The organism is Propioniciclava sp. (assembly GCF_047602245.1).
Classification (GTDB): Bacteria; Actinomycetota; Actinomycetes; order Propionibacteriales; family Propionibacteriaceae; genus Propioniciclava.
In genome coordinates this window covers 986957-1008278 of the sequence record NZ_JASGHT010000001.1, presented here as the reverse complement: position 1 = coordinate 1008278, position 21322 = coordinate 986957, and the positions used below count along the sequence as shown (strand labels likewise).

The window sequence follows — 21322 nt, the reverse complement described above, 5'->3', positions numbered from 1 at the left end:
TCGCCCTCATCGGAGGGCGACGCGTCTAGGCGATCCACGCCCCACTGCGATTCAGGTGATACCAGGTGCCGTGCACGCGGATCCATCCGGTGGCCATCGCCCCGCTCGCGGGGTCGAGGTAATACCAGTGCTGGCCGTCGTGGAGCCATCCGGTGGCCATCGCCCCGCCCGGATGCAGGTAGTACCAGGTGCCATGATCGTTCAGCCAGCCGGTGGCCATGGCGCCGCTGGAGTTCAGGTAGTACCAGTGCCAGCCGTCCTTCACCCACCCGGTCGCCATCAGGCCGTCGGATGCTAGGTAGTACCAGCTGCCCTGGTCGAGCAGCCATCCGGTATGCAGGACGCCGGGTGCGGCGTAGCAGAACCAGTGACCAGGACCGGCCTCCACCCAGCCCCGTCGCGGCGCGGGCATCAGGCTCGCCCCCGCGGCAGGCTTGTCCACGAGCACGACCTGGATCGCCTCGATCGCCTGGGTCGCCCCCGCCAGTCCGGTCTCTTGGCCGTTCTTGACCCAGTCCAGCCAGCCCATCGAGTGGGTCCGGACCCGGTAGTGCAGGTCATAGCGGGAGGTGAGGCCTCCGGTCAGCCGGATCCTGATGGCCTGCAGATCCGCGCCGCCGGGGTTTCCGACCGTCGTGCCGGCCGGCTTCCACCCCACCCAGCCGCCGCCGGCCACGCGGGCGTCCGCCTCGACTGACCCGGCGACCACCGTGCCCTGGGCACCCGGAAGCAGGGCGAGCGTGAACGCCTCCAGGTCGCGGCCCTCCCGGTTGCCCTGCATGGCACCGGACGAGTGGGCCGGGCTCCACCGTCCTGCTTCGGTGAACACCGATGAGGTGAGCACCGGACGCGACGGGTCGCCGTAGACGGCGTCCAGGAATGCGGACCGGGCCGAGGCCCACGCCCGCAGTTCGTTCACCGCCTGGGCGTGGGAGGCGACCGGCGTCGGCCAGTTCAGCGAGTTCGGCCACACCGTGAAGTTCTCGTTCGCCGCCGTCGATATCTGGGCGGCGGTGGGGGCGATGGACGCCGTGGCGGAGGCGATCGCCTGCCGTCCGATCCGGTCGTACTCGGTATGGATGCGGCGGATGAACTGCGGGTGCCGGAACAGCTGGACGTACCAGTCGTTGGCCGGCGCCGATCCGTACCAGTCCGCGTTCACCACGGAATAGGACCATGGCAGGATGCGATCCGGGTCGCCATAGCCGCCCATGGAAAGGTCGTAGTCCCAGGCCGGTCCGGCGTGGAGACGATCGTCAGGGCCGTCCTTGTAGAAGAAGCGCGAGGACCGGGAGGCGTCGATGTCACCGGTGAACTCGTCGAGAAGATAGAAGCGGGCGAAGGAATCGACGTCGATCAGCGACGCGATGGTGTTCCAGTCGGGTTTGTCGACGTGCAGGGCGCGATCGAGGGTCGTGATCGTCTGCTGGATGTCGTTCCAGCCCCGGCGCACGTCGGCGTCCATCACGTGGTCGTCATCGACCTCGCCCACCTGGTCCTTGAGGACGAACTCGGTTCTGGAGGCAGCCGAGGTGAAGCGCAGCGCCGGCGGTTCCAGATGCGCCCAGATGTTGTCGAGTTCCACCAGGATTCCCGCGGGATCGGAGAGCTCCAGCCGGTTCTCGCCGACCTCGATCTTCTCGGTGATCTGGTAGAGCCCGAGCTTGTGCCCGTTGACGACGAGGTTGACGTGACGCGATTCGTGAGGGGTACCTGCCAGGCGGAGCCCGTTGGCCACCGACAGGGCCGTGTGGTTGCGCAGCAGGCTGGCCTCGGCATGGTTGGCCAGGAGCACCCAGGCCTTGGCCTTGGGCATCCCCAGCACCGAGGTCTTCTTCGGGAACTTGATCTGGTACGGCTTCTTCGGCCAGGTCCAGCTGGTGTTTCCGCGTCCCTTGAACTCGACGGCGGTGGAGGCGAGATTGTGCGCCGGATCGGCCGCGCCAACGATCGACGTGACCGAGGGCCACGTGACCTCCTTGTCCCGGTGCACGTCGGCGAGTTGGCCGCGGTCCATGGTGATGCTGAGCGTGGGGACGCCGCCGGTGGCCGCCGCGGCTGCCACCGGTGCGCCTGCGGGCCCAGCCGCGGCGACTTCGGCAGCGGCCGGTGCGACGGACGCGCAGGCCACCATGAGCCCGACGACGCACGCGAGCAGGTACCTCCATGCCTGGCTGGGGAAAGACGGACGTGCGGCGGACCGAGGTCCGCCGGTGTGCTGTGGCGGCGAAATCGCCATGGACGATGCTCCGATCGTGCGCCCGGACGCGTGACGCTCAAGGGTTCCGCGCCCGCGTCTCGAGCCTAGACCGCGGGTGTCGCCCTGGTTGCCCGATGACGCAAATGCCGACGCTTATCCGGCGCGCCGCTACCCCCGCAGGCCGGCCATCCAGGCCTGCACGGCGTCCGCCTCGCGCGGGAGCGCCGCTGACAGGATCACGGGGTCGCCGTCGGTGATCACGATGTCGTCCTCGATCCGGACGCCGATGCCGCGCAGTTCCTCGGGCACCAGCAGATCGGTGGAGCGGAAGTACAGGCCCGGTTCGACGGTGATGCACATGCCTGGGCGCAGGGTGCCCTGGCGGTAGAACTCGTTGCGGGCCTGCGCGCAGTCGTGCACGTCGATGCCGAGGTGGTGCGAGGTGCCGTGCACCATCCAGCGCCGGTGCTGGCCGCCACGGGCCGGGTCGAGGGATTCCTCGACCGATACCGGCAGCAGGCCCCAGGCATGCAGGTGCTCGGCGATCACCCGGATCGCCGCGTCGTGCACCGCGTGGAAAGTGGCGCCCGCGCGCGCCGCCGCGATGCCGGCGTTCTGTGCGGCCAAGACCGCGTCATACACCCGGCGCTGCGGTTCGGTGAACGTGCCGCTGACCGGCAGCGTCCGGGTGACATCAGCGGTGTAGAGGCTGTCGAGTTCGACGCCCATGTCGAGCAGGATCAGGTCGCCGTCGTGCAGGTCGCCGTCGTTGCGGATCCAGTGCAGCGTGTTGGCGTGATCGCCGGAGGCGCAGATGCTGCCGTAGCCGACGTCGTTGCCGAGGTGGCGGGCGTGCAGGGCGAACACGCCCTCGCACCAGCGCTCGCCGCGCCCTTGGGCGACCGCCGTGGGCAGGTCGGCCGCCACCGCCGCGAAGCCGGCCGCGGTCGCGTCGCAGGCGCGCTGCATCTCGGCGAGCTCGAAGTCGTCCTTGATCAGGCGCAATTCCGACAGCATCCGTTCCAGCTCACGGTCGGACGCCTCCAGGGCGTCGGTCTCGACCGGGCCGCCGGCGCGGCGCATCTGGTCCAGCAGGCGGGTGAGCTGCTCATCGGCGTCCCGGACGATCCGCGCCCCGATCCGGTCGCTGCCGGACGCCAGCGCTTGCGTCAACTCGCCGATCGGGCGGCAGTCCAGGCCGGTGCGCGCGGTCATCTCGTCGAGCGAATCCCGGTGCCCGACCCACATCTCGCCGTAGCGGGCATCGGCGTAGAACTCGCGGTCGGTACGGGGGGCGCGGGGCTTGAAGTAGAGGGTGGCGGCATGCCCGGACGCCGTCAGTTCGCTCGGCTGCCCGGTGAAGGTCGGCTCCAGCACCAGCACGGCGTCCGGCTCGCGATCCGAGCCCAGGCCGGTGAGGTGCGCGAACGCCGAGTGCGCGCGGAACCGGAAGTCGGTGTCATTGGAGCGCACCTTCAACCCGCCCGCCGGGATCACCAGGCGCTCGCCCGGGAAGGCGGCGCTCACCGCGTCCCGGCGTGGCTGGGTGTGATCGGCGGCGGGCAAGCGCGGCGGAAGGCCCGGGTAGGGTGCCCAGCCGGTGGGAATGAAGTCGATGAAGGCCTGTGAGAACCCCGGCGTGCGCGGCTCGGCAGTTTCGACGGGCGCGGCCTCGGGCTGCGCGGCGGGCTTGTCGTGCATGCTGATCCCCCTCATCGGTGATGCAGCGATGCTACTCCCCGCCGTCGCGTCAGCTGTTCCAGCGCAGGACCGCCCACGACTCTTTCTCGCGGCCGAGCACCGAAACCGACGCCGTCTCGACGGGGAACGCCTGGCCGAAGATCAGCGGGAAATCGAGCCAGCACAACGCCAGCACCCGGCTGGCGTGGCCGTGCCCGAAGCAGATCGCCTTCTCGACGCCTGATTCGCGGACGCGGTGCACGACGCGGGTCAGCCGGGTGCGCACCTGGTCGTGCGTTTCCCCGTTCGGGACGCCGTTGAACCACAGCCTCCAGCCCGGATGGTGCCGCTCGCGGATCTGCTGACTGGTGATGCCCTCGAAGTCGCCGTAGTTCCACTCGGCGAGGTCGTCGGTGACCTCATAGTCGGTGAACCCGGCCAGTTCGGCGGTGCGCCGGGCCCGCAACCGCGGGCTGGACAGCACCAGCCCGAACTCGGACGGATCGAGGCGCTCGCGCAGCGCCTTCGCCTGCTCGACGCCAGTATCGGTGAGGTCGAGGTCGGTGTAAGAGGTGTGCTGCCCGGACTTGCTCCACTCCGTCTGGCCGTGACGGACGAGATACAGGGTCGTCATGGCTGCCATCATGGCAGGATGCGCGTGCTCGCGGAGGGGAAGCCGTCGCGTGCGCCCTGCGGTATCGTGCCGCTGACGCCTGAACCAGGAGGATTCATGAAGGCTGCCGCCGAGGCGCAGCAGAGGCTGCTCGCCCTGCAGGCCGTCGACACCGCGATCGCGCAGCTCGACCACCGCAAGAACACCCTCGACGAGACCGCTCAGGCGCGCGCGCTGCAGGCCCAGCGTGCGCACGCCGCCGAGCGTGTCATCGAGGTGGAGACCCGGGTCTTTGATCTGGAAGCCGACCTCGCCAAGGCGGAGGCCGATCTCGTTCCGGTCCGCGAGCGCCGCGAGCGCAACCAGAAGCGCGTCCAGGACGGCTCGGTGGGCGATCCGAAGGCGCTGCAGGGCCTGCTCGCCGAGATCGACCATCTCGGACGCCGCATCAGCGAGCTCGAGGACGCCGAATTGGACGCGATGCAGGAGTTGGAGGACGCCCGCGAACTCGCGGCCGAGGCGGTCGCGGCGAAGGGCGTCATCGAGGACGAGATGCGCGCCGTGCTCAAGGTGCGTGAAGAGAAGCTCACCGAGATCGCCGCCGACCGTGGACGCCGTGAGGCCGAGCGCGACGCCATCGCCGCCGCGCTGCCGCCGGAACTGCTGTCGCTGTACACCCGGATCGCCCAGAAGGCGGGCGGCGTCGGTGCCGCGCTGCTGCGCGGCGGACGCTGTGGCGGCTGTCAACTGGAGGCCAACTCCGCCGATCTGACCCGCTACCGCGAGGCCGCCTCCGATGAGGTGCTGCGCTGCGAGGAATGCAACCGCATCCTCGTCCGCACCGAGGAATCCGGCCTGTAACCGTGCCGTCTGCGCAGCTGGCCGGTGTGGTCCCCAGCCCGATCCGGGACGGCATTCAGCGGCTGCGCGCGTCGTTGCACATTCCGGACGCCTTTTCCGCCGAGGTGGAGGCCGAGGCCGCGCGGGCGGCGTCCGCTGTGGTGCTGCCCGAACTGGACCGCACCGATCTCGCCTTCGTCACGATCGACCCCGAAGGGGCCACCGACCTCGACCAGGCGCTGTGCCTGGAGCGCGACGGCGACGGCTACGTGGTTTGGTACGCGATCGCCGATCTGGCCTCGTTCGTGACACCGGGCGGGGCGGTGGACCGCGAGGCCCATGCCCGCGGGGTCACCCTGTACTCGCCCGCGGGCCGCACGCCGCTGCACCCGCCCGTGCTCAGCGAGGACGCGGCGTCCCTGCTCGCCGGGCAGGTGCGGCCCGCGCTGTTGTGGGAGCACCGGCTGGACGCCCGCGGTGAGCGGGTGTCGTCGCGGGTGCGGCGAGCGCGGGTGCGCAACCGGGAACAGCTCAGCTACGCCGGCGTCCAAGCATCGCTGGATGCCGGGACGGCCCCCGAATCCTTGATGCTGCTGCGTGAGGTCGGACGCCTGCGCGAAGCCCTGGAGGCCGAGCGCGGCGGCGTGAGCCTGCCGATCCCCGCGCAGGAGGTCGAGGTCGCCGGCGACTGCTGGGAGCTTGTGCTGCGCTCGATCCTGCCGGTCGAGGGTTGGAACGCGCAGATGTCGCTGCTGACCGGCATGGCCGCGGCCGAGCTGATGCTCGGGGCGAAGATCGGGGTGGTGCGCACGCTGCCGCCGGCCCCCGCCGACGGTGTGGCGCGACTGCGCCGGATCGCGCGCGGCCTGCGGATCTCCTGGCCGGCGTCGATGGGCTATCCGGAGTTCGTTCGCAGCCTGGACGCCGCCCACCCGCAGCATCTGGCGATGCTGAATGCCTGCACGTCGCTGTTCCGCGGTGCCGGGTATGCCGCCTTCGACGGTGAGCTGCCCGAGCAGCCGCTGCACGGGGCGATGAACGCCGCCTACGCGCACTGCACCGCGCCCATTCGCCGCCTGGCCGACCGCTACGCCGGCGAGATCTGCGTGGCGATCTGCGCCGGACGGCCGGTGCCGGACTGGGTGCGCGCCGCCCTGCCTGCATTGCCCGCGACGATGGAGGGCGATCTTCGCCGCTCCAACGCCTACGAGCGCGGCATCGTCGGTCTGGTCGAAGCGCTGGCCCTGAGTGGGCGCATCGGCGAGACGTTCCGCGGCACGGTGGTCGATTGGCGCGATTCCGGACGCGGCGAGGTGCAGCTGGAATCTCCCGCCGTGACCGCCCCGCTGGTCGGCGGCACCCCCGCCCTGGGTGCGGAGATCGATGTCGTCTTGATCAAGGCGGACCTGACCACGGGCGAGGTCGAGTTCGTTCCGGAGGTCGTGGCCGAACTGGGCATCGATCCCGACGGTGAGTGACGAAGCACGGCGTCCGGTAGTGTTGGCTGCTGGACGAGTCGGCCGGGTGATCGCGGCACCGTGAGGTGCTGAGGAAAGTCCGGACTCCACAGGGCAGGGTGGTGGGTAACACCCACCCGGGGTGACCCGCGGGACAGTGCCACAGAAAACAGACCGCCTCCGCTCGCGGAGGTAAGGGTGAAACGGCGGTGTAAGAGACCACCAGCACCCTCGGTGACGGGGGTGGCTCGGTAAACCCCACCCGGAGCAAGACCAAGAAGGGCTTCGGCCCGCGGATGCCGTTCGAGCGCTGCCCGCGCGAGGCATCCGGGTAGGTCGCGCGGCGTCGGTGGAAGCCGGCGTCGGAGGCCGTCGGCAACGGCGGTCACAGTTGGATGATCACCCGTCGCTTCGGCGGCGACAAAATCCGGCTTACAGGCCGGCTCGTCCTCTCATGCCAGGGCTGCTCCGCTCGCGCGCACGAGTTGCACCGTTGCGCACGAAATTTCGTAGGCAACGGTGCAACTCGTGCGCGCGAAGGTTTGCTCCAGGGCTGAGCGGGGGCGGATCGGAGTATGTGGTGCGGTTTCGGTGGCGGCGGTCAGAAGCCGGCCAGGCTGCGCAGCAGCGCCGACACCTCGGGATCGGTGCGCAGCGGGTGGTGGTCGAGGTGGCTGATCTCGCACACGCCGCGCCCGGCCGACAGCAGCCAGGCGCCGTCGGCGTCCGATACCTCGGCGGGCGTCATCAACCGTTCGGTGAACCGGACGCCGCGGGCGCGCAATCCATCGGCGACCACGCCGACCGTGACCGAGTCGAGGATGCCGGTGCCCGCCACCGGGGTGGTGGCGTAGTCGGCGCCGAAACGGACGATCAGTCCCGAGCGCGGGCCTTCGAGGCAGAACCCGTCCGATGAGGTGAACAGCACGTCGTCGTCACCGCGCCGGGCGGCCTCGCGGGCGGCGGCCACGTTGATCGCGTACGCCAGCGACTTCACCCCGCCGAGCAGCCAAGGGGCGGCGGCGAAGGCGTCCGAGGCGTAGCCGCGCGGCAGCAGGCTGACCCGCAACGGCACACAGGCGGGGGAGTCGTTCTCGGTGATGGTCAGGAACGCCGACCCCGGCACCGAGGGGTCATGCTCCTGGCCGCGGGTGGCGATCAGCTTCAGGATCGCCGGGCCCGGCACGTCCCACGCGCCGAGGGTCTCATCGATCAGGGCGCGCCAGGCGTCCAGGTCGGGGGCGGGCATCTCCATCGCGGCGTGCGAGCGAGCGAACCGGGCCAGGTGGGGCGCGAGATGATCGACGCGGACGCCGCCGGCGTCCACCACCACGCGGGCCGCGTCGAAGATGCCGTCGCCGCGGTTGATGCCGAGATCGTCGGCGCGCACGATCGGTTCGGTCGCCGGCACCACGCCGCGCCCGAGCACCGCGACGAGCTGGCGGACGCTCATCCCCGGTCCTCGGGGGCCGTGGTGAGGATTTCGGCGCCAGTGTCGGTGACGACGAGGGTGTGCTCCCATTGCGCGCACCGGGAGCGGTCGTTGGTGACCACCGTCCAGTCGTCGTCCCAGACGTTGCTGGACGGATCGCCGAGGGTCAGCATCGGCTCGATCGTGAAGGTCATTCCGGGCTCGAGGACGTCGCGGTAGGCGGTGGAGTCGTAATGCAGGATCACCAGGCCCGAATGGAACGCCGTGTGCACGCCGTGCCCGGTGTACTCGCGCACCACGCCGTAGCCGAACCGCTTGGCATAGGCCTCGATCACCCGGCCGATCACGTTGATCTCGCGCCCGGGCTTGACCGCGCGGATGCCGCGCATCATCGCCTCCTTGGTGCGCTCCATCAGCAGCCGGGAGTCCTCGTCGAGATCGCCGCAGCCGAACGTGCCGCAATTGTCGCCGTGCACGCCGTTCTTGAAGGCGGTCACGTCGATCTTCACCAGGTCGCCGTCCTCGAGCGGGCGGGCGTCCGGGATGCCGTGGCAAATCACCTCGTTGACGCTGGTGCAGGTCGACTTCGGGTAGCCGCGGTAGCCGAGTGTGCTCGGGTAGGCGCCGTGGTCGCAGATGTACTCGTGAGCGACGGCGTCCAACTGGTCGGTGGTGACGCCGGGTGCGATCGCGGCGGCGGCCGCGTACATGGCGCCGGAGGCGATCCGGCTCGACTCGCGCATCAACTCGATCGTCTCGGCGGACTGCACGTGCGAGCCCGTGTAACGATCCGGCGCGGGGCGATCCACGTAGTGGGGGCGCGGGATGGACGCGGGCACCGGACGGCGCGCGGAGACTGGGAAAGGCTTGATGGGAGTCACCCGCCGATCATAGTGTGGCGGCACGAGCCTGGCGGGGTGGAGGTGCACGGATGTGGAACGACGGCTGGTATTACTGCCTGGTCCACAAGGCCGTCGAGCCTTACGAGGCCTGCCGCGCCGCCCAGCGGCTGGGCCCCTATCCGACCCGTGAGGACGCCGCTGAAGCCCTCGCGAACGCCCAGGCGCGCAACGACGCCTGGGACAACGACCCCCGCTTCAACGATCCCGACGAGGACGACGACGACTACGGAACCTCGGCGTTCGACACCTTCCGCCCCTGACCTCGGTGCCGCCCGTCTCACATCAACAGCACGGCCGAGGCCAGCGCCAACAGCAGGCTGGTCAGCGTGCCGACCAGGAAGTACTCGGTCACCTCGTCGGCCTCGGCCGAGCCGGACTTCGCCGCCGCCTGCAACTCGGGGAAGCGCAGCAATCCCTTGGCCGCGATGATCAGCCCGGATGCCTCTAGGTAGCCCGCGGCGCCGAAGCCGAGGATGATCAGCCGCTCCAGCGGCCCGAGCAGGCGTCCGCCGCGCAACCGTTCCGACGCCGGCGCCACCGCGTCCGCCGAGGACGCCTCGGCCGTCCGGCCCGGTAGCCGGGGCGGCCGGGCATGGCTGGCGATCAGCACCAGCCGGACGATCCGGTTGCCGGCCGAGGTGTTGGCCACCGCGAGGGCGAACAGCAGCAGCAGGCGCTCGGGCGGCTGGTCGGGACCGGGCAGGTCCATCCAGGTCAGCCAGGACGCCAGCGGCGCCGACACCGGCCCGGCGAAACCGGAGAACCCGACCAGGACCGCCGCCGGAATCACCAGGCCGAGCAGAGCGCCGCGGGCATGCCAGGCGTCCCGCTCGCCGTTCACCGAAAGCCAGCGCCACACGACCACCGCCCCGGCGACGAAGGCGGTGGCGAGCCAGTCGGCGACGGTGGCGAAGCCGCCCAGCGCCCCGACCGCGACGATGCCCGAAACCAACGCCGCCACCGGACGCCGCGGGAACGCCGCCGCCACGCATTCGGCTACGCCGACGCCGAGGATCAGCCAGGTGAGCCAGATCATTCGGCCTCCCCGAGCCGCAGCAGCGAGTCGGCCAGGATGGCCAGCCCGTTGCGGGCGACCCGCTGGCTGACCGCCGAGCGGGAGACGCCGATCTGTTCGGCGGCCTGAGCCTGCGGGCGTCCGTGGAGCAGAAGCGTCAAGATCGCGCGGGATTCGGCGTCCAGGCCGGTGAGCATCGCGTCGGCCAACTCGACCGCGGCGACCAGGGTGGGTGGCGCCGGTGGCATTCCCTCGGCGGTGCCGAGGCCGGTGCGCAGGGCGCGGTGCGAGCCGCGGGCCCGCTTCTTCACGTCGTCGATGGCGGCGCGCGCCGACCACCAGGCGCTGCCGTCCTGCACATTGCCGGTGGTGTCGATCACCGACACGGCGCCGCGCCCGATCCCGAAGCGCACGTCGTCGCCGAGCGCCAAGCGCACGGTGTAGGACGCCGCCAGCGCGTCGCCCAGCGTGCCGAACACACCCTGGAACTCATCCCCGACCGTCACCCGAAGGGCGTCCAGCGGGTGATGGCGCCGGTTGGCGAGGGTGAGAGCGTCCGAGAGCCGGGCGTGCAGCGCGACCCGGTCGCTGGAGGCGCGCGAGTCGACCAGGTCGCCCAGCAGGGCGACCGAGGTGCTCGCGTCATGGTTCATGTGAAGATCGTATCTTCACTCACTGACAATTCAGGGTGGGCCTTCACCGCGGGCGACCCTCGGCGTCCAGGCGGCAGCCCGCGTAACCCGCACGTAACACGACTCGCGGCAGGATGGTTGCATGGACAAGCAGACTGAATTCGTCCTGCGAACCATGGAGGAGCGGGACGTTCGTTTCGTCCGCCTCTGGTTCACTGACGTGCTGGGCACCTTGAAGTCGGTCGCGATCGCGCCCGCCGAGCTTGAGGGCGCGCTCAGCGAGGGCGTGGGATTCGACGGGTCTGCGATCCAGGGGTTCGCGCGCGTGTACGAGGCCGACATGGTGGCGCACCCCGATCCGTCCACCTTCCAGCTGCTGCCGTGGCGTGGCGACCAGGGCGGCACCGCGCGCATGTTCTGCGATATCGCGCTGCCCGACGGCTCGCCGTCCTTCGCTGACCCGCGGCATGTGCTCAAGCGCGCCATGAAGAAGGCCGCCGACATGGGTTTCACCTTCTATGTGCACCCCGAGATCGAGTTCTATCTGTTCCAGCGGCCGATCGTGCCCGGCGTCGAGCCGACCCCGGTCGACACGTCCGGCTACTTCGATCACACCACCGACACCGCGGGCACCGACTTCCGCCGCCGTGCCATCACCATGCTGGAGCAGATGGGCATCTCGGTGGAGTTCAGCCACCACGAGGCCGGCCCCGGCCAGCAGGAGATCGACCTGCGCTACGCCGACGCGCTCACCATGGCCGACAACATCACCACCTTCCGCGTCGTGGTCAAAGAGGTCGCGCTCACCCAGAACCTGTTCGCGTCCTTCATGCCGAAGCCGCTGGCCAACCACCCCGGCTCGGGCATGCACAGCCACGTGTCGCTGTTCGAGGGCGACACCAACGCCTTCTACGACGCCGCGGGTGAATACAACCTGAGCAAGACCGGACGCCAATTCGTCGCCGGCCTCCTGCACCACGCTTCCGAGCTGAGTGCGGTGCTCAACCCGTGGGTGAACAGCTACAAGCGCCTCGCCGGCGGTGGCGAGGCCCCCAACTACATCTGCTGGGGCCAGAACAACCGCTCCGCGATGGTGCGCATCCCGATGTTCAAGCCGACCAAGGCCAGCTCGGCCCGCGTCGAGCTGCGTTCGCTGGACGCCTCGGTCAACCCGTACCTCGCCTACGCGCTGATCCTGAACGCGGGCCTGTCCGGCATCGAGAACGAGATGGTGCTGCCCGATCCGGCCGAGGACGACGTGTGGTCCCTCACCGACCGGCAGCGCCAGGCGCTGGGCATCCGGCCGCTGCCGCACTCGCTGCATTCGGCGGTCAGGGCGATGGAGTCCAGCCAGCTGGTCGCCGACACCCTCGGCGAGCACGTCTTCGACTTCGTGCTGCGCAATAAGCGCGCCGAGTACGCCGAATACCGCCAGCAGGTCACCCCGCTGGAACTGAGCAAGCTGCTGCCGTCGCTGTAATCCCGTTTGCTCGCCCCGGAGAGCGGGGCTGTGGTTCCGCCGGGTGCGGTTCGTGAGTGATGCTGTTGTGATGCCTGCGGGTAGCGCTCCCACCCTGGGAAGGACGGCGACGGGTTGGGTGCTGTCCATGGCGGTGAATCCTGTGATGCGGCGTCCACGTGTACCACGCCCGGGTGACCTGCGCCGCGACGTGGGACGCGTCCGGCATGTGAGCGAGCGTATGTCACTGTGGATGCATCGTGAACGCACTTTTCGCCCCTTTTGCCCCCGACGCCGGCGGTCAGCCGCTGGCGGGACTGGTGGTGCGCCCGGGCACTCCGGATGACCTTCCCGCCACCGCGGAACTCGCGGCCCAACGTGAGTGCGGCGACGTCGCCGAATGGGTCGCGGTGCACGGCCGGCGGCTTGCCGACGAGCGCCAGCGGCTGTTCGTCGCCGAGTTCGAGGGTGGCATCGTCGGTTACGCGTGGGCGAGTTGGCTCACCCCCGTCGACGACGGCGGGCGTGGCGCTCCCGACGGCTGGTACCTCAGCGGCATCGTCGTCGTCCCTGCCCTTCGCCGGCGCGGCATCGGCCGTCGGCTCACCCAGGCGCGGGTGGCGTGGGCGCTGGAACGCAACGACGACATCTACTACGTGGTCAGCGCCTCCAACCGGGCGTCGCGTACCCTGCACGCCGCGCTCGGGTTCCGCGAGATCTCGACCGACTTCGTCCTGCCCGGAGTGGTGTTCGCGAACGCTGACGGCATCCTGTGCCGTCTCGACAAGCGCCCGGACGCAGACGTGATCGACCTGGCGTCGCGTCGCTGAGTTTAGGCTTGAGCCATGTACTTCATCGTCGTGAAATACCAGGTCAAGCCCGAGTTCGCCGAGGTCTTCCCCGAGCGCACCGCGGAGTTCACCGCGGCCACCCGTGCCGAGCCCGGGAACCTCTGGTTCGAGTGGAGCCGCTCGCTGGAGGACCCGAACGAGTACGTGCTGGTCGAGGCCTTCGCCGACGACGACGCCGCGAGCGCACACGTCAACGCACCCCATTTCGCCCGAGGACTCGACGCGATGCGCCCGCTGCTCGTCGCGACCCCGAAGATCGTCTCCCGGAAGGTCGAAGGCTCCGGCTGGGATGAGATGGGTGAGCTGAAGATCGACTGAACGAGGCGCCCCCGCGGGACCTCGACGCCTGCCAGAACTTGCTTCCGGGGAGCCCGCCTTCGTTAGCGCCGCCCCCACGTGGGATCTCGACGCCCGCCCGAGCTCGCTTCCGGGGGGCACACCTTCGTCAGCGCCACCTCACGCGGGAGTTTCCGGCGAGAACAGCCGTTCCGCGGCTTCGGGCTAAGAAAGTGTCGTTTTCAGAGGCGGCGGAACCCGCTGAAGCGGTAAGGGCCGAGATGTTGTCGTTCTGAAGCCATGTCAAGGGGCTCAGAACGACCACACCTTGGCCCTTGTCTGTTTCTGCCCGGGCCAGCGCCCTGTAAACGACCACTACCTAGCCCAAGCACGGGAAATGTGCCTTGGTTCAGTTCGCCAGGTCGCCGGCAGTGTTGTCGAGAGGCTCAGTCCGTGTGCCGAGCCGCTCAGAGGACCGGCAACTGTGATGTGAGAAGAATCGTGTTGGTCGTCAGGCCTGTTTCTTCTCATATCGCGGCGCACATCCCACCCGTTGGCGTCTGAAACTTCGTCACCGATCGAGGCGTGCTGCTCAGAAAACGGGCAACATCCCATGAAGAGACGCGTGGGTGCCGCTCGCCGACACCTGATGGGCGGCGCGCGCATCATCCCAGCCGAGGCGTCCGCTCGCGAGCGCAAGCCAAGTGGCCGGGTCGGTCTCCACCACGTTGGGTGGAGTGCCGCGGGTGTGCACGCTGCTCGCGCCGGGGGCTCCGATCTGGACGGCCGCGAACGGGGGAACGCGCACCTCGACGAGGCGTCCGGGGTTGCGGTGGGCGAGTTCGGCGAGGGTGACGCGGACGGCGGCCGCAAGATCCGGGCGCGCGACCGTGTCACCCGAGGAGATCCGGGCGGCGGTGCGGGAGGCGGCATCGAGTGCCGCGGCGTCCGGACGGCGGCGACTCATCGGCGGGCCGGAGCCGGGCTGGCAGCCCGCGCGGGTTGGTACTGCCCGATGCCGCCCGGCACCGGCAGGCGCCGGTCGGCCAGTGCGACGAGCTGGCCCTCGGCGAGCCCCGAGACGATCTCGACCCTGCCTTGACCGAAGCGTCCGGTGACCACCATGGTCGTGGTCGCCTCCTGGTCGCGCGCGTTCGTGACCACCTCGACGGTCGCCGTCGTGTCCGTCAGCTTCGTGACCGCGGACGCCGGCACGGTCAGCACGTCCTTCGCCTGCCCCAACTCGAGGGTGACTTCGGCGTAGGCACCCGAGGGGATCGTTCCGGCCGGGTCGTCGGCGAGCACCTCGGTGGCGAACGTCGGCGTGCCCTCGCCGGTGGGCAACACGCTGACCTGGCTCACCCGCGCGCCGAGCGAGGTGCTCGCGGCGAGGTTTCCGGCCCGTGCCGCCATTCCGGGGACCACCGAACCGCGGTGTGCGAGCGGCACCTGCACCGTGACCTGCGCCGCCCCCTCGCCGACGATGGTGGCCGAGCGACCCGAGGAGTTCTCGCCTGTCACCAGGTCGAGCGCGCCCACGGTGCCACTGATCGGGCTGGCCAGCGTCGCCCCGGCCAGGTTCGCCTCGGCGGTCTCGAGTTGCTGGCGCGCCTGCAGCAGCTGTGCCCGGTTGCCGGCGATCGTGGCGTCGGTCACCGAGCCGCCGAGAGCGGCCAGCTGCTTCTCGAGCTGAGCCTGCGCCTCGCGCAGCACCTGTTCGGACGCCTCGCGTGCCGCCTGCTCGATCTCAGCCTGGGCAGCGGCCAGCGCCGCCGCGATCTGCTGGGTACTGGCGGCCATTCCCTGGGTGGCGGTGATGATCGCCTGCCCGGCCTTCGCCTCGGCCTGCGCCAGGCCGACCATGGCGTCCGAACACGCCTGAACCTGGTCGGCCATGCCGACCAGCTGGTCGAGCAGTTCCTCGGGGATTCCCGGGATGCTCGCGGAAGGCGTCGGTCCCGGGGGCGTGCTGGGCTTCGGTCCTGGTGAGACGGACGCCGACGGGCTCGCCCCGGCCGGCGGTGACGTGTCCGGTGTCTCGGCCGGGGGAGTAGCCGCAGAGGCGTACGGGGTGCTGGGCAGCGCTGTCCGCCCTGTGCTGGGCGGCGAGGTGGGCAGGGTGCTGGGGAGCGACGTGGGCAAGGTGCTGGGGAGCGAGGTCGGGAGGGCGCTCGGCCATCCGCTGGGCAGCGCGGTCGGCACCACCGTGGGCAGACCGTCGCGCAACTCCTTGAGTTGGGAGAGCGCGCTGAACACGGGCGTGCACTGCGTCTGCTGCTCGCCGACGGCCGCCTGCAGTTCGGTCAGCGCCGACTCCATGCCGGCGAGGTAAGCGGGACGATCCAGGCCCGCGCCGAGCCCGGCGAGGCCGCCCACACCCGATCCGCCCGCTGATGGCTTCCCACCTGAGGACGGGGCGGAGGAGGGCAGGCCTCCCAGGCCGCCGAGCAGCCCTCCGAGGCCGGCTCCGCCCAGCCCGGAGCTACCACCCGAACCACCCAGACCGGAACCACCCAGCCCGCCCGCGCCCGGTGTTGAACCAGTTCCCGCGCGCTGGGCGGTCAGGTTGGCATCCAGCTGAGCCTCGGCGCCGGCGACGTCAGCGCGTGCGCGCAGCACAGCTAGGCGCAGCGGCGCGGGATCGAGGGTGGCCAGCTGCTGGCCGGCGTCCACGTGATCACCGACGCGAACGTTGACGGCCGTGACCAGGCCGTTCGTGCCGAAGGAGGCGGCGGCCTGGCCGGTGCGCGTCACGGGGCCGACCAGGGTCAGCGTTTGGGTGACGGAGCCGCGGGCGGCCGGAGCGGTGACGTAGGCGGCGGACGCCGACGGGCGCGGCCACAGCGCCCAGGTGGCGAGAGCGAGTACCACCACGCCGATGGCGGCGGCGATCAGCCGGGTGCGCTTCATCACTCGCTCCTCAGCGCGTCGATCGGGGGAAGATTGGCGGCACGGGCCGCGGGATACACCCCGGCGCCGAGGCCGACGCCGAGGGCCACCGCGAGGGCGAGCAGCGTCGCCGGGATCGAGATGGTGACCTCGAGGGCGAGCAACGGCGTCAGGATCGCGGCACCGACGACGCCGAGCGCGACGCCCATCGCGCCGCCCAGCAGGCCGAGGATGCCGGCCTCGACCAGGAACTGCCGCCGGATGAGGGCCGGGGTGGCTCCGAGCGCCTTGCGCAGGCCGATCTCGCGGACGCGCTCGGTCACGGACACGAGCATGATGTTCATCACCCCGATGCCGCCGACGACAAGCGAGATGCCCGCCAGGCCGCTGAGCAGGGTGGTGAGGACGCCCGTCATGGTGTCGGCGGCGGTCAGCAGCGCCTGGAACGTCATGATGGTGAAGCCCTGGTCTGCGGCCGTCGTCGCATGGTTGACCGTCAGCGCGCGGGTGATCTGCTGGTGTGCGGAACTGATCGATGCGTCATCGCGGGCAGTCACGTAGATCGTCGACAGCATCCGCGCGGACGCCGGCGCCGTCAGCCGTTGAGCCATCGTGGTGATCGGCACGATCACGGTGTCGTCGTCGTTGCTCAGCGAACTGGCCCCCACCGAGTCGAGGACGCCCACCACCAGGAAGCTCTGGCCTTCGATGCTCACCTCACCCCCGACCGCGGGCGAGTCCGGGAACAAGGTGGACGCCGTGATCGGCCCCAGGACGGCCACCTGCGCGGCGGAGGCCTGTTCGGCGTCGGAGAAGAACCGGCCGTCGACCAGTTTGCGGGCGCGGACGCCCGGCCAGTCGATGGTGCTGCCCGAGACGCCGGTCGTGGTGCGCAGGGTGTCGTGCGCGACGCTGAATCGGTTGGCCATGATCGGCGCCACGCCGACGACGTCGGGCGCGACGGACGGGTCGGCGATAAGCGCCGCGTCGTCGAGGGTGAGCATCGCTGATGGCCCCAGCGTGCGGACCCCGGAACTGGACGGCGAGCCCGGCATGACGATCAGCAAGTTGGAGCCGAGGTTGTTGATCTCTTTGCTGATCTGACGGCGAGCGCCGTCGCCGAGCCCGACCGTGAGCATCACCGCGGCGATGCCGATCAGGATGCCGAGCATCGTCAGCATGGACCGCATCCGGCGTCCGAGCAGCGCCTCGGCGGCGGTGCGGAAGGTCTCGGCCCAACTCATCCGCGCCCCCCGGTGGGTAGGGCGGTCTCGCTGAGCAGGCCGTCGGCGATGCGCAGCGTGCGGCGCGCCTCGCCGGCCACCTCAGCCTCGTGGGTGATCAGCAGGATGGTGCGCCCGGCGTCGTGCAACTCATGGAAGAGGGCGAGCACATCGCGGGTCGACACCGAGTCGAGGTTGCCGGTCGGCTCGTCGGCGAGCAGCAGGGTCGGGTCGGTGACCAGCGCGCGCGCCACCGATACCCGCTGCTGCTGGCCGCCGGACAGTTCGCCGGGCCGGTGTTCGACCCGGTCGGCGAGACCGACCCGCGCCAAGGCCGCCTGCGCGCGCTCGCGGCGCTCGGCGCGTCCGACACCGGCATAGATCAGCGGCAACTCGACGTTGCGCAGCGCCGTCATCGACGGCAGCAGGTTGAACTGCTGGAACACGAAGCCGATCTGCGCATTGCGGACGACCGCCAACTCGGCCTCGCTCATATGGCTCACATCGATCCCGCCGAGCTCGTAGGTGCCCGCGGTGGGTACGTCGAGGCAGCCGAGGATGTGCATCAGCGTCGACTTGCCCGACCCGGAGGGACCCATGATGGCGACGAAGTCGCCCTCGTCGATATCGAGGTCGATGCCGCGCAGGGCTTCGACGGCGACCGCGCCGGTGTCGTAGGTCTTGCGGACGCCGCGCATCCTCAGCAGCGTGCTCATCGAGGGGCTGTCGGGGTCGCGTCGGGGGAGGCCAACGCCCCGCCCGGACCGAACTGAGGACGTGGCGGCCGGGTGACTACCACGCTGCGCCGGGCGATCAGTTCGTCGCCGTCACCGATCCCGCTGAGGATCTCGACGCGGTCGCCGAAGCGGCGTCCGGTGGTGACCGTGACCACCTCATGAGTCGAGCCCTTCGGACGCCGCACCGTGGATTCGCCCTGTTCCAGCCAGATCGCCTCGCCGGGTACGGTGAGCACCCCCTCGACGGTGCCGGTGGTGACGAGCGCGTCGGCGTCCGACCCCGAGAACAGCGCGTCGGAGGGCTGGGTGATCTTCAGCGTCACCGGGAAGGTGGCCGCCTGGCCTGCGGAGGCCGATGCCACGATTCCGACGGTGTCGACCACTGCCGCCACGTTGATCGAAGTGCCGGTGGGGGTGACGATAGCGTCCTGACCAGGCTTGATGCTGGGCAGATCGGCGGTGCCGACCTGGGCGTCGAGCTTCCAGGCGCCCGGGGCGATCACGACGATATGGGCACCCCCGGACGCCGCGGGTGCGGCGGCACCGCCGAGCGATCCGGCCAGCCCCGACAAACCGGACAGCCCGGACAGGCCGCCGCCCAGGCTGGACAGGTCGGGGCCGCCCGCGAGCCCCGCCGACCCGGACACCTGATCACCGACCTCGATCGACACCTGCGCGATCACGCCGTCGATCGGGCTGGTCAGGCTGGCGTCCGCGAGCCGGGAGCGTGCCTGCTCGACCGATGCCTCGGACGCCTCGACCGCCGCGCGGCCCGCGGCGAGTTGGGCGGCGGTGACGGCGCGTGCCTCCTGCGCCGTCCGGAGTTGGGCGCGCGCGGCGGAGAGTTGGGCTTCGGCGAGCGTGACCGCGTTGCGCAGGTCGCGGTCGTCGATCTGCGCCAGCTCCGTCCCTCGGCCGACCCGTTCACCGACGCGCGCGGCGATGGACGTGACCGTGCCCGCGACGGCGAAGGACACGTTCGCCTGCTGCTGCGGTGCGAGGACACCGGTGAGTGACACCGTGGTCGTCTCCGTGGTGCGCGCGGCACGCACGACCTCGGTTGGTTGCGGCGCCGGGGCGCGCGAAGCGTTCCACCACACCACGCCCGCGATGAGCGCGATCACGACGAGGACGGCCCCGATCGTGAGCACCCGGCGCCGGCGCGACCAGGGTGTGCGCGGGCGGGACTGCTTCATGGGACGGCTCCTGTCGGTGCGTGCCATGTCAGCCTAGTCCGCAGGTCTGACAACCCAACGGCGTCCGGTGAAGCGTTGGCCATAGGCGAACATCGGTGGGCGTGATGGAATAGATGGCGAGTTCGCCACCACCGCGCCAAGGAGCCTTTGCATGACCGTTGAACCTCGCCAATCCGCGCTCGCCGCCCGACCTGATGGCTGGTGGAGGTCGGCGGTGGTCTACCAGATCTATCCGCGTTCGTTCGCCGACTCCAACGGCGACGGGATCGGTGACATCCCGGGCATCACCTCGCGGCTGGACTACCTGGCCGAACTGGGCGTGGACGTGATCTGGCTGTCGCCGGTGTACCGGTCGCCGCAGGTCGACAACGGCTACGACATCAGCGACTACCAGGACATCGACCCGCTGTTCGGCACCCTGGCCGACATGGACGCCCTCCTGGACGCCGCGCATGAACGCGGTCTCAAGATCGTGATGGACCTGGTGGTGAACCACACCTCCGACCAGCACCCCTGGTTCGTCGAGTCGCGCGATCCGGCCTCGCCGAAGCGGGACTGGTACTACTGGCGCCCGGCCCGTGCGGGCTGCGAGCCGGGTGCCCCGGGCGCTGAGCCCGACGACAGCCGCGCCGCCTTCGCGCCGTCGGCGTGGACCTATGATCCGGTCAGCGGCGAGTACTACCTGGGCATCTTCAGCCCCGGCCAGCCCGACTTGAACTGGGAGAACCCGGACGTCCGTGAGGCCGTCTACGCGATGATGCGCTGGTGGGTCGACCGCGGCGTCGACGGGTTCCGGATGGACGTGATCAACCTGATCTCCAAGCCGGCGGAGCTGACCTGTGGCGGCCCGATCGACCCGGCGCCCAGTGGTGTTCGGCGGGTCGCGAACGGGCCGCGGCTGGACGAGTTCCTCGCCGAGATGAACCGCGAGGTCGGCCTGGACGAGCTCAACCTGATCACCGTCGGCGAGATGCCCGGCGCCACCGTGGAGGTCGCGCAGCGGGTCACCGATCCGGCGCGCCACGAGCTCAACATGGTGTTCACCTTCGAGCACATGAACCTCGACCAGGCCTCGGCAAGCAAGTGGGATCTGGCCGACCTGCCGCTGCCGGTGCTGAAGGGCAACCTGGCCTCCTGGCAGGACGGGCTGGCCGAGTCGGGCTGGAACTCACTGTACTTCGACAACCACGACCAGCCGCGGGCGGTGTCGCGGTTCGGTGACGATTCACCCGAGTTCCGGGTGATGTCGGCCAAGACCCTGGCCACGGTGCTGCACCTGCACAAGGGCACCCCGTACGTGTACCAGGGCGAGGAGTTCGGCATGACGAACGCGCCGCTGGTCACCATCGACGACTACCAGGACGTGGAATCGCTGAACCACTACCGGCTGGCGATCGCCGACGGCGTCCCCGAGGCGGAGGTGCTGGCGTCGCTGAACCGCAAGAGCCGCGATCACGCCCGGACGCCGGTGCAATGGGACGCCTCCGCGCAGGCCGGCTTCACCACCGGGACGCCGTGGATGCCGGTGAACCCGAACTACCTCGAGATCAACGCCGAGGCGGCGCGCCGCGATCCTGAGTCGGTGTTCGCGCACTTCCAGAAGCTGATCGCGCTGCGTCACGGCAGCGAGGTCGTCCAAGAGGGCCGCTTCGCGTTGCTGCTGCCCGAGCACGAGCAGATCTGGGCGTTCACCCGGACGCTGGGCGATCAGGTGGTGCTGGTCGTGGCGAACTGTTCCTCTGCGGCCGTGGAGTTCCCGGCCGGGCTCCCGGACGTGTCCGGCGCGGCGTTGCTGCTCGGCACGCACGAGGCGTCCGATGCGCCGACGCTGGCGCCGTGGGAGTCCCGCGTCCTCAAGCTGGCGTGAGCCGGTCACGGACGTGTAACGGTTGGCGGCCGGCCCCGGGCAAAACTCAAGAT

The 21322-nt window shown here is 70.3% G+C and carries 19 protein-coding genes and 1 other RNA gene; 8 read left to right on the top strand and 12 right to left on the bottom strand.

The annotated features are described in order from the left end of the window. Nucleotides 1-25: 25 nt before the first annotated feature. From QM708_RS04970 to QM708_RS04960, 3 genes are all read right to left on the bottom strand, one after another. A complete protein-coding gene (locus QM708_RS04970; protein ID WP_415104970.1) occupies nt 26-2065 on the bottom strand; it encodes a CotH kinase family protein in 2040 nt (679 codons plus the stop codon). Nucleotides 2066-2368: 303 nt separating this feature from the next. After that, entirely contained in the window at nt 2369-3901 is a 1533-nt protein-coding gene (locus QM708_RS04965) for an aminopeptidase P N-terminal domain-containing protein (RefSeq protein WP_415104968.1), read from the bottom strand. Nucleotides 3902-3950: 49 nt separating this feature from the next. Then, the gene (locus QM708_RS04960; protein WP_415104966.1) at nt 3951-4514 is read right to left on the bottom strand and encodes a histidine phosphatase family protein; all 564 of its coding nucleotides are present in this window, start codon (nt 4512-4514) and stop codon (nt 3951-3953) included. Nucleotides 4515-4610: 96 nt separating this feature from the next. Between QM708_RS04960 and QM708_RS04955 the strand changes: the two genes are divergently transcribed. The 3 genes from QM708_RS04955 (at nt 4611) to rnpB (ending at nt 7241) form a co-directional block, all read left to right on the top strand. Next, complete coding sequence (locus QM708_RS04955; protein WP_415104964.1) at nt 4611-5354, top strand: zinc ribbon domain-containing protein; 744 nt, start codon at nt 4611-4613, stop codon at nt 5352-5354. A 2-nt stretch (nt 5355-5356) separates the two neighbouring features. Beyond that, nucleotides 5357-6811 (top strand): RNB domain-containing ribonuclease, encoded by a 1455-nt coding sequence (locus tag QM708_RS04950; protein WP_415104962.1) that lies wholly within the window; start codon nt 5357-5359, stop codon nt 6809-6811. Nucleotides 6812-6845: 34 nt separating this feature from the next. Then, an RNA gene (gene rnpB, locus QM708_RS04945) (RNase P RNA component class A) lies at nt 6846-7241 on the top strand. Nucleotides 7242-7391: 150 nt separating this feature from the next. Here the strand turns inward: rnpB and QM708_RS04940 are convergent. Continuing rightward, on the bottom strand, nt 7392-8243 hold the full coding sequence (locus QM708_RS04940) for an aminotransferase class IV (protein ID WP_415104960.1): 852 nt from the start codon (nt 8241-8243) through the stop codon (nt 7392-7394). Then, nucleotides 8240-9103 carry a type I methionyl aminopeptidase gene (gene map / locus QM708_RS04935; RefSeq protein WP_415104958.1) on the bottom strand — a complete coding sequence of 288 codons (864 nt, stop codon included), beginning with the start codon at nt 9101-9103 and terminating at the stop codon, nt 8240-8242. Before map ends, QM708_RS04940 begins: the two co-directional genes overlap by 4 nt. Before the next feature lie 50 nt (nt 9104-9153). On the opposite strand from map, the gene QM708_RS04930 reads away from it, so the two are divergent. After that, nucleotides 9154-9384 (top strand): hypothetical protein, encoded by a 231-nt coding sequence (locus QM708_RS04930; RefSeq protein WP_415104956.1) that lies wholly within the window; start codon nt 9154-9156, stop codon nt 9382-9384. 17 nt (nt 9385-9401) lie between these two features. Here QM708_RS04930 and QM708_RS04925 read toward each other — a convergent pair whose 3' ends face one another. Beyond that, nucleotides 9402-10160, bottom strand: a complete 759-nt coding sequence (locus QM708_RS04925; RefSeq protein WP_415104954.1) for a hypothetical protein — start codon at nt 10158-10160, stop codon at nt 9402-9404. Next, nucleotides 10157-10792: a SatD family protein gene (locus QM708_RS04920; protein ID WP_415104952.1), complete on the bottom strand. Its 636-nt coding sequence runs from the start codon at nt 10790-10792 to the stop codon at nt 10157-10159. Before QM708_RS04920 ends, QM708_RS04925 begins: the two co-directional genes overlap by 4 nt. A gap of 121 nt (nt 10793-10913) precedes the next feature. Here QM708_RS04920 and glnA point away from each other — a divergent pair, with 121 nt between their 5' ends. The 3 genes from glnA to QM708_RS04905 all read left to right on the top strand — a co-directional run bounded on the left by glnA (nt 10914) and on the right by QM708_RS04905 (nt 13399). Further along, the gene (gene glnA, locus QM708_RS04915) at nt 10914-12251 is read left to right on the top strand and encodes a type I glutamate--ammonia ligase (protein ID WP_415104950.1); all 1338 of its coding nucleotides are present in this window, start codon (nt 10914-10916) and stop codon (nt 12249-12251) included. 239 nt (nt 12252-12490) lie between these two features. Then, on the top strand, nt 12491-13060 hold the full coding sequence (locus QM708_RS04910; RefSeq protein ID WP_415104948.1) for a GNAT family N-acetyltransferase: 570 nt from the start codon (nt 12491-12493) through the stop codon (nt 13058-13060). 15 nt (nt 13061-13075) lie between these two features. Next, a complete protein-coding gene (locus QM708_RS04905) occupies nt 13076-13399 on the top strand; it encodes a putative quinol monooxygenase (RefSeq protein ID WP_415104946.1) in 324 nt (107 codons plus the stop codon). A 550-nt stretch (nt 13400-13949) separates the two neighbouring features. Here QM708_RS04905 and QM708_RS04900 read toward each other — a convergent pair. From QM708_RS04900 to QM708_RS04880, 5 genes are read right to left on the bottom strand one after another with little or no spacing between them, the layout of a single operon-like run. Continuing rightward, on the bottom strand, nt 13950-14324 hold the full coding sequence (locus tag QM708_RS04900) for a sterol carrier family protein (protein WP_415104944.1): 375 nt from the start codon (nt 14322-14324) through the stop codon (nt 13950-13952). Continuing rightward, nucleotides 14321-16267 carry a biotin/lipoyl-binding protein gene (locus QM708_RS04895; protein ID WP_415104942.1) on the bottom strand — a complete coding sequence of 649 codons (1947 nt, stop codon included), beginning with the start codon at nt 16265-16267 and terminating at the stop codon, nt 14321-14323. Before QM708_RS04895 ends, QM708_RS04900 begins: the two co-directional genes overlap by 4 nt. Then, nucleotides 16267-17490, bottom strand: a complete 1224-nt coding sequence (locus tag QM708_RS04890; protein ID WP_415104940.1) for an ABC transporter permease — start codon at nt 17488-17490, stop codon at nt 16267-16269. The genes QM708_RS04895 and QM708_RS04890 overlap by 1 nt, the downstream gene beginning before the upstream one ends. Then, nucleotides 17487-18185, bottom strand: a complete 699-nt coding sequence (locus QM708_RS04885; protein WP_415104938.1) for an ABC transporter ATP-binding protein — start codon at nt 18183-18185, stop codon at nt 17487-17489. The genes QM708_RS04890 and QM708_RS04885 overlap by 4 nt, the downstream gene beginning before the upstream one ends. Beyond that, nucleotides 18182-19402, bottom strand: a complete 1221-nt coding sequence (locus QM708_RS04880; protein ID WP_415104936.1) for an efflux RND transporter periplasmic adaptor subunit — start codon at nt 19400-19402, stop codon at nt 18182-18184. The genes QM708_RS04885 and QM708_RS04880 overlap by 4 nt, the downstream gene beginning before the upstream one ends. A 151-nt stretch (nt 19403-19553) precedes the next feature. Here QM708_RS04880 and QM708_RS04875 point away from each other — a divergent pair, with 151 nt between their 5' ends. Next, nucleotides 19554-21269: a glycoside hydrolase family 13 protein gene (locus QM708_RS04875; protein ID WP_415104934.1), complete on the top strand. Its 1716-nt coding sequence runs from the start codon at nt 19554-19556 to the stop codon at nt 21267-21269. Nucleotides 21270-21322: the final 53 nt, after the last annotated feature.